This is a genomic window from Patescibacteria group bacterium (genome assembly GCA_018897295.1).
Taxonomy (GTDB): domain Bacteria; phylum Patescibacteriota; class Minisyncoccia; order RBG-13-40-8-A; family RBG-13-40-8-A; genus JAHILA01.
Map to the genome: position 1 here is coordinate 1 of JAHILA010000001.1, position 6637 is coordinate 6637.

A 6637-nucleotide genomic window follows, 5' to 3' on the forward strand; every position below is an offset into this window, starting at 1 on the left:
ATTAAATAGTAAGCTATTTGCTTAATACCAAGAGATAACATAAAAGATGAGATATTTAATAGTTAATCACCTCTGAATTTTACCAAAATTACCCGACTTTAGGCAATTTAGGAGTGTTACCTATGTATCTCATCTTATTCATCCCTGACAGATTTTTTCGTATTTATCCCCTTTTTCGGCGATATTTACCAATCATCAAAAAATTCCAAAAAGCAGAATAAAAAAAACGACACTTTCATCCGATCGTACAAAAGTGTCACCTTTCTCCTAGCGAAGATTTATTTTATACTGAGACAACTTCGCAGGCAAAATGCATGGTTTCGCCAAAGGCGAAATTTTGCCGAGAATTAATGCAACCCCGCGCTGGCGGGGTTGACATGTGTCGACATATAAAATGAATCTGAGCGTCTATCCCTTCTCAAGTATATCTATCTGCTCTTGAAATTGCTTGGCAATAGCCATTACCTGGTTGCCATAAAAAGACAAAGATGCTTTTTGCCAGTTTGTGCCGGCTAAATACATCATTGCTGCTTTCCATTCAGCAGCGCTGGTTTGCTGGTCTGCTCCCTTGTTCGCCAGATACAATGCTGAAGCTACAAAAGCATCTTTAGTATTCCACGGAGACGGCGGATCATTATTGGTTATTGCCGTTATTCTCGCCTTGTATCCGAGCCAGGTTGCCGGCATCATCTGCGCTGGACCCATTGCTCCGCCCCAGCCATACCACACTTTTTTGGAAACCGGATATTTATCCGGGTCAATGCCCAATTCGCTGCAAATCTGCAAATAATATTTCTGCTGGCTCGACTTCATATCAACACGCCAGCTGCCTTTGCCAATATTCTTTCCTAAATCCGATTCCCTACTCAAAATTGCCAGAAGAAACGCCGGCCTTACTCCTGTATAAATCGAAGCAAATTTTGCATATTTGTAAGCATCCTCAAAACGCAGAGAACCGTCTCCTGACAAACCTTGCAGAAAATAAAGCCTATTTTTCACGGCCTCAATATCAAGCTGTGTTTTTTTAACTAATTGATTGAAAAGATTTTCCTGGCCTTTTGTCTGATCTAGTAAAGTCTTTTTTTGCTTTTTTTTGCCTTCCAAGAACGCCCTTTGTTCGCTTTGCCTGGCTTTTAAAGAAGCATGTTCCTCTTTTTCGTTAGTTAAATCTTCCTTTTCCTGTTCCAGTCCGGATTTTAACTCTATAATTCTTTTAAATTTATTATATGTCTGTTCCTGAAAATTCTCCAAAGAACGCATTTCTGAAAGGAAGTCGGATAACTTGCCCATAGATAAGATTGTTTCTAAAAGGGAAGTATCGTCGTATTTCCTGATCTCTCGTATAAGCTCGGCCATAGTTGTTTTTTCCAAATCAACCTGCCTTTCAATTTCCCTGATTGATTTTTCTTTCTGATTTATTTGTTTGTCCATTTTTTCTATTAATAAATCTATTCTCTGGATTTCTAATTGCGCTGATTCTATTTCGTCATCTAAAATCGCAATCTCGGTTTTCAAAGATTTGGTTTTTTGCTGATTTTGGCTGATTGCATCGCGATATTGGGAAATTTTCGATTCAAGCTCTTTTAATTTTGCTTCTGCTTCCTGCTCCTGTGCATTCGAATCCCCTGAAACTTCGGCAAAAACAAATCCCGTTTTTAACGGGATAAAATTAAGAACTATTAAAATAGCTATTGAAATAGAAAATAATTTGTTAAATTTTTTAAACTTAATCATTTGGTTTCTCTGCTGATTTTTCTGCTGACTTTTCCCCGGCTAATTCCGGCTCAACAACTTCTGCTGGTTTTTCCTCTACAGGTTTGATTTCTTCCTCTTTCCTTGGCGGAACAACAGAAACAATCATTTCTTCTAATCCAAGATCAATTTTTACGCCTTGTGGCAGTTTCAAATCTTTTGCCCTTATCTGTTTGTCAAAAGAATCCAAAACGGAAATATCAACTTTAATTTCACGAGGTAAGTCCTTAGGTAATGCTTCAACTTCCACATGATTAATATTTTTAACTAAAACTCCTTCCAGTATTTTTACTGCCGGCGCCTCGCCTTCAAAAATCAAAGGCACTTCAGCTTTAATAACTTTATCCATTCTCACATGGTAAAAATCAACATGGATAAATCTGCCGGTAATCGGGTCTTTGGCAAAATCATGGATTAAAACATTTTTTGCTTCATTTCCAATTTTGAGTTTTATAAGCGTACTCTCCCCTGCCTGTTCAAAAACTTTTTTCAGTTCTTCATAATTAACCTGTAATGAAATCGACTTATGTCCTGGACCGTAAACCACGGCAGGAATAATCCCTTCCTTGCGGAGGGATTGCAAATCCTTTCCAACCCTTTCTCTTTGTTGGGCTTTTATCTCTAATTCCATAATTATTTTATACTATCAAACCCTAAATTAAAAATCAAGCCTTGCTGTCGCTACCGAAAAGTTTTATCTTGTCTTCAACAACTTTCCTTACTGCTTCCATTGCCGGAGAAAGAATTTTATACGGCTTCACTTCATCCAGATTCTCTTCCAGGAATTCTTTTAATGCGTTTTTGTAAGCAACCCTGATTTCCGTATTGATGTTTATTTTAACTATTCCTGATTTAATCGCTTTCTGCATATCTTCCCTCGGAGTTCCTGATCCGCCGTGCAAAACAAGAAATACGCCCGGCACAGCTCTTCTGATGTCTTCTAACCTATCAAGATACAGATGCGGGTCGTCACCGCCCTCTTTCATTCCGTGGATATTTCCTATGGCAATAGCCAAAGAATCAACTCCTGTTTTTTTAATAAATTCTTTTGCCTGTTCCGGCTCAGTCAAATCAATAATATTTATCTTAACTTCTTTATGAATATCAGAGCCGCCGGGCAAGTACCCCAATTCTCCTTCAACTACAATTGATGGATTGACGCTTTTAGCATACTCCATCACTCGCTCGGTGATTTCTATGTTTTCCTTGAATGGCAACTTAGACCCGTCAAAATGAACGCTGTCATATCCAGCATCAATCACCTCTTTAGCGCTGTTGAAATCCTTGCAATGGTCAGCATTTAAAATAATCGGCAGCCCTGTTTCTTCTCGCCAGGTTTTAACTAGAGCAACTACCTGGTCAACGCCGATGAAATCTCTCTCACCTTCCGAAGTGCCGATGATTACAGGTGAATTTAAATTCTTGGCTGCTTCGATTACAGCAGTTATCTGCTCATCAGTAGAGATATTGAATTGTCCGATTGCATATCTGCCAATATGCGCTTTTTCCATTATTTCTATTGGTTTCATAAAATTTATATTATTTTTGGCTTATAATCAGCAGGAGCATTTGATAATATCTCCTCAAGTTTTTTACGGGTAAATAATCCTGCTCTCGCTCCTATTTGCTGAGTAACCCCCATTGAATTCACTGGCCCCCATCTTAATGCTTCTTCGGGACTCTTGCCTAATAAAATCGCAATTGTAAATGTTGAGGAAAAGGCGTCGCCTGCGCCAGTACGGTTAATCGGCGGTTTTGGATCAGGATATATGGGCATAAACCACATTTTATTGTCGTTATAGAGGTAAGCGCCTCTTTTCCCGTCAGTAATAGCTACAATTTTCGGCCCAAGATTATGTATTCCACTGAGTAATTTTTTAATATCTTCTTCTTTGGTTTCCAAAATTCTCTGTGATTCTTCTTTGTTGCAGGTGAAAACAGTGGTTCTTTTATAGATTCCAGCCAAGGCAGATGCCCCGAATTTCATCTGGTAAGTTCCGGGCTGAAACGCAAGTTTGACCTCAGGATGCGCATCTAGATATTTTTCTATTTCTTTATGGAATTCAAGGGAGTTCGGGCCCAGAGATGAAAGATAAATCCATTTTGGACTCCCGATGTCAGGAAGAGAATATGAGAAATCCTCATGTTTAATTAAAATAGTCCTTTCTTCATTAAAAAGAAGAACATAATGATAATTTGTCTTTTTGTTCTTATGGATTTTCAGGAATTCCGTCCCGACTTTTTCTTTCTTTAAAACATCAAGGCATTCTTTGCCGTAATAATCATCTCCGAGATTAGTAATTAAAGCGCTTTTCAGACCGAGCCGCGCAGCGCTCACAGAAGCATTGGCGCTATTACCGACAGCAGGAATTATAAAAACATCCTCATAAGGAATTTTATCGCCAAAATTCATGCAGATTTTTGTTGCTCCATCTTTTTCGTCTTCAACTGTAGCTTCTTTTATTTTGATAAAGGCATCGGTTACAATATCTCCTATGCCGATAAAATCGTAATTTTTCATGAATTTATTTAAATTTTTCTATTGTTTGTTTAATATTTTCGCTTTTGAAAATATAATTCCCTACGCATAAAAGATTGGCCCCGGCAGCAAATATTTTCCCTGCATTTTTGTCATTCACTCCGCCGTCAACTCCGATATCCCCTTTTGGCCAAATCTCTCGCAATGCCTTAATCTTGTCTAAAACTTCCGGCTCAAACACCTGCCCACCCAATCCTGGCCGAACTGACATAAATAATACCAAATCAATTTTTTCCAAAAATGGGGCGATAACCCTGCAATTAGTTTCCGGATTAATTGCCAGGCCGATTTGTTTCTTATGGCTATGAACTTTCTTGATCAGATTTTCCAAGTCCTCAATTTTTGATTCGAAATGAACAATCACTCTATCAACGTTTTTCAGCCATTTATCGATTACTTTTTCCGGATTCTGTACCATTAAGTGCGCTTCCAACTTAACTTTGGTTTTCCAGCCTACGGCTGGTCGGCCGCAGGCCGATATTTTTTTCAAATCACTAATCTTGCCTTCTGCATAGGGCCAAGTTTTATTACCCACGAAAACTCCGTCCATTATGTCCAGCTGAATCCAATCCACATAATTTTCGACTGCTTTGATTTTTTCTTTAACTTCTTTAAATGTCTTAACCAAAATTGTCGGGATGATTTGTTTTGTCATTATTCTAAATTCTTAATCTTATTCAATCTCCTGATATATTTTTCTGCTTTGAAAAAATCGGTCTCCAGCCAAATTTTAACAATCTTTCTTGCTTCGCGAAAAGAAAGAACGTGTTCACCCAGACACAAAACATTCGCGTCTAAATGTTCTCTGGTTTGCTTAGCTGCCTTTTTATTTGTCGGTGAAACAGCCATGACTCCTTTGAATTTATTGGCAGTAATACACATTCCTTCGCCATTAGTACAAATCAATATCCCCTTTTCCCCTGTTTCCGCAACTTTTTTTGCCACTGCAACAGCATAATCGACAAAATCATCCCTTGGCTCAAATTTCAAATTACCTAAATCCTGATACTCTATTTTAAGTTCTTTCAAAAATTCTTTTATTTTTTCTTTAAAACTAAACCCGCCGTGATCTGCTCCTAAGTAAATCATATTATTTATGAATTATTTTCCCTGATTTAATTACGTGTTCGACCAAAGTTGCTGAATATCCCCACTCATTATCATACCAGGACAAAACTTTAACCAAATCCCCGTCAACTACTTTGGTAAATCCCAAATCAACAACAGCAGCAGTGGTAATGCCGATAAAATCAGAAGAAACCAGTTGCTCCTTGCTTACGCTTAAAATCCCTTTCCAATGCGGTTTTTTAGCTGCATTAATTAAGATATTATTTATTTCTTCAACAGATGTTTTTCTATTTGCCACAAAAGTAATATCAGCCAAGGAAACCGTGGGCACAGGAGTTCTTATTGCCAGACCATCAAAGACGCCTTTCAAATTCGGTACAACTTTTGTAACAGCAATTGCTGCTCCGGTTGTTGAAGGCACTAAACTGATTGCGCCTGCTCTTCCTCTTCTCCAATCTTTTGTGTCCGGGCCATCAACGATTTTTTGGGTAGCAGTATAGGCATGAGTAGTATTTAATACGGCCTTCTTGATTCCGGGCTTCTCGGAAAGAACTGCTACAACCGGCGCAACAGCATTAGTGGTGCAGGAACCATTGGAAGTGATTTTTACTCTTGCCATGTCTTTCTCATTGATCCCCAGCAACACCGTACCGCCAAGCTTAAAACTTTCGTCATCATCTTTTGATGGAGCGGTAATCACAACTCTCTTTGCTCCGGCATTAATATGGGCATTGCTCGCTTCAAACGAATCGAAAAAGCCTGTTGCTTCTACAACCACATCAACTCCTAATTTGCCCCAAGGTAATTTGCTCGGGTCTTTTTCCTGAAAAAAATCGATTTTCTGGTTATCAATAATCAGTTTTTTCTGCTTTAAATCCACGCTGATTTTATGATCATATTCTCCGTATACGCTATCGTGTTTCAAAAGATAGCCCAGATTTTCCAAATCAGCTAAATCATTAATTGCCACAATTCTCAATTCGTGGCGTTCATGGGCTAAACGTAAAAACGTCCGGCCAATACGGCCAAAACCATTGATTGCTACTTTTGTAAACATAATCTATTTTTTTAATTATTATATCTTAATTATACCACTTTCTTATATTATAACAAAAATTCGTCCATAAATAAACAGCCTGTATGAGGCCACCCAATTTTGCACTTTTGAGGCATTAAAACTGGTAATTGTAATTTAGTCAGCGATAACATAAACTGTACAGGAGATAATTTATTCTGAAAAGCATAATGCACCCTATCAGTATTGTACCAAACAAGCCA

Annotated in this window: 7 protein-coding genes; all 7 read right to left on the reverse strand. The window is 38.2% G+C overall.

The window, feature by feature from the left end; translation table 11 throughout:
- Positions 1-408: 408 nt before the first annotated feature.
- From KKI21_00005 to gap, 7 genes are read right to left on the reverse strand one after another with little or no spacing between them, the layout of a single operon-like run.
- Positions 409-1734 (reverse strand): lytic murein transglycosylase, encoded by a 1326-nt coding sequence (locus KKI21_00005; GenBank protein MBU4284617.1) that lies wholly within the window; start codon positions 1732-1734, stop codon positions 409-411.
- The gene (locus KKI21_00010) at positions 1727-2383 is read right to left on the reverse strand and encodes a 50S ribosomal protein L25 (GenBank protein ID MBU4284618.1); all 657 of its coding nucleotides are present in this window, start codon (positions 2381-2383) and stop codon (positions 1727-1729) included. The genes KKI21_00005 and KKI21_00010 overlap by 8 nt, the downstream gene beginning before the upstream one ends.
- Before the next feature lie 34 nt (positions 2384-2417).
- On the reverse strand, positions 2418-3281 hold the full coding sequence (locus KKI21_00015) for a class II fructose-bisphosphate aldolase (protein ID MBU4284619.1): 864 nt from the start codon (positions 3279-3281) through the stop codon (positions 2418-2420).
- Positions 3282-3286: 5 nt separating this feature from the next.
- Complete coding sequence (locus tag KKI21_00020) at positions 3287-4273, reverse strand: bifunctional hydroxymethylpyrimidine kinase/phosphomethylpyrimidine kinase (protein ID MBU4284620.1); 987 nt, start codon at positions 4271-4273, stop codon at positions 3287-3289.
- Positions 4274-4277: 4 nt separating this feature from the next.
- On the reverse strand, positions 4278-4946 hold the full coding sequence (locus KKI21_00025) for a ribulose-phosphate 3-epimerase (GenBank protein MBU4284621.1): 669 nt from the start codon (positions 4944-4946) through the stop codon (positions 4278-4280).
- Positions 4946-5380 carry an RpiB/LacA/LacB family sugar-phosphate isomerase gene (locus KKI21_00030; protein MBU4284622.1) on the reverse strand — a complete coding sequence of 145 codons (435 nt, stop codon included), beginning with the start codon at positions 5378-5380 and terminating at the stop codon, positions 4946-4948. Before KKI21_00030 ends, KKI21_00025 begins: the two co-directional genes overlap by 1 nt.
- 1 nt (position 5381) lies before the next feature.
- Positions 5382-6416, reverse strand: a complete 1035-nt coding sequence (gene gap / locus KKI21_00035) for a type I glyceraldehyde-3-phosphate dehydrogenase (protein ID MBU4284623.1) — start codon at positions 6414-6416, stop codon at positions 5382-5384.
- Positions 6417-6637 lie beyond the last annotated feature (221 nt).

Coding starts and splice junctions, on each gene's coding strand:
- KKI21_00005 (MBU4284617.1), bottom strand. CDS start 1,734: ATGATTAAGTTTAAAAAATTTAACAAATTATTTTCTATTTCAATAGCT.
- KKI21_00010 (MBU4284618.1), bottom strand. CDS start 2,383: ATGGAATTAGAGATAAAAGCCCAACAAAGAGAAAGGGTTGGAAAGGAT.
- KKI21_00015 (MBU4284619.1), bottom strand. CDS start 3,281: ATGAAACCAATAGAAATAATGGAAAAAGCGCATATTGGCAGATATGCA.
- KKI21_00020 (MBU4284620.1), bottom strand. CDS start 4,273: ATGAAAAATTACGATTTTATCGGCATAGGAGATATTGTAACCGATGCC.
- KKI21_00025 (MBU4284621.1), bottom strand. CDS start 4,946: ATGACAAAACAAATCATCCCGACAATTTTGGTTAAGACATTTAAAGAA.
- KKI21_00030 (MBU4284622.1), bottom strand. CDS start 5,380: ATGATTTACTTAGGAGCAGATCACGGCGGGTTTAGTTTTAAAGAAAAA.
- gap (MBU4284623.1), bottom strand. CDS start 6,416: ATGTTTACAAAAGTAGCAATCAATGGTTTTGGCCGTATTGGCCGGACG.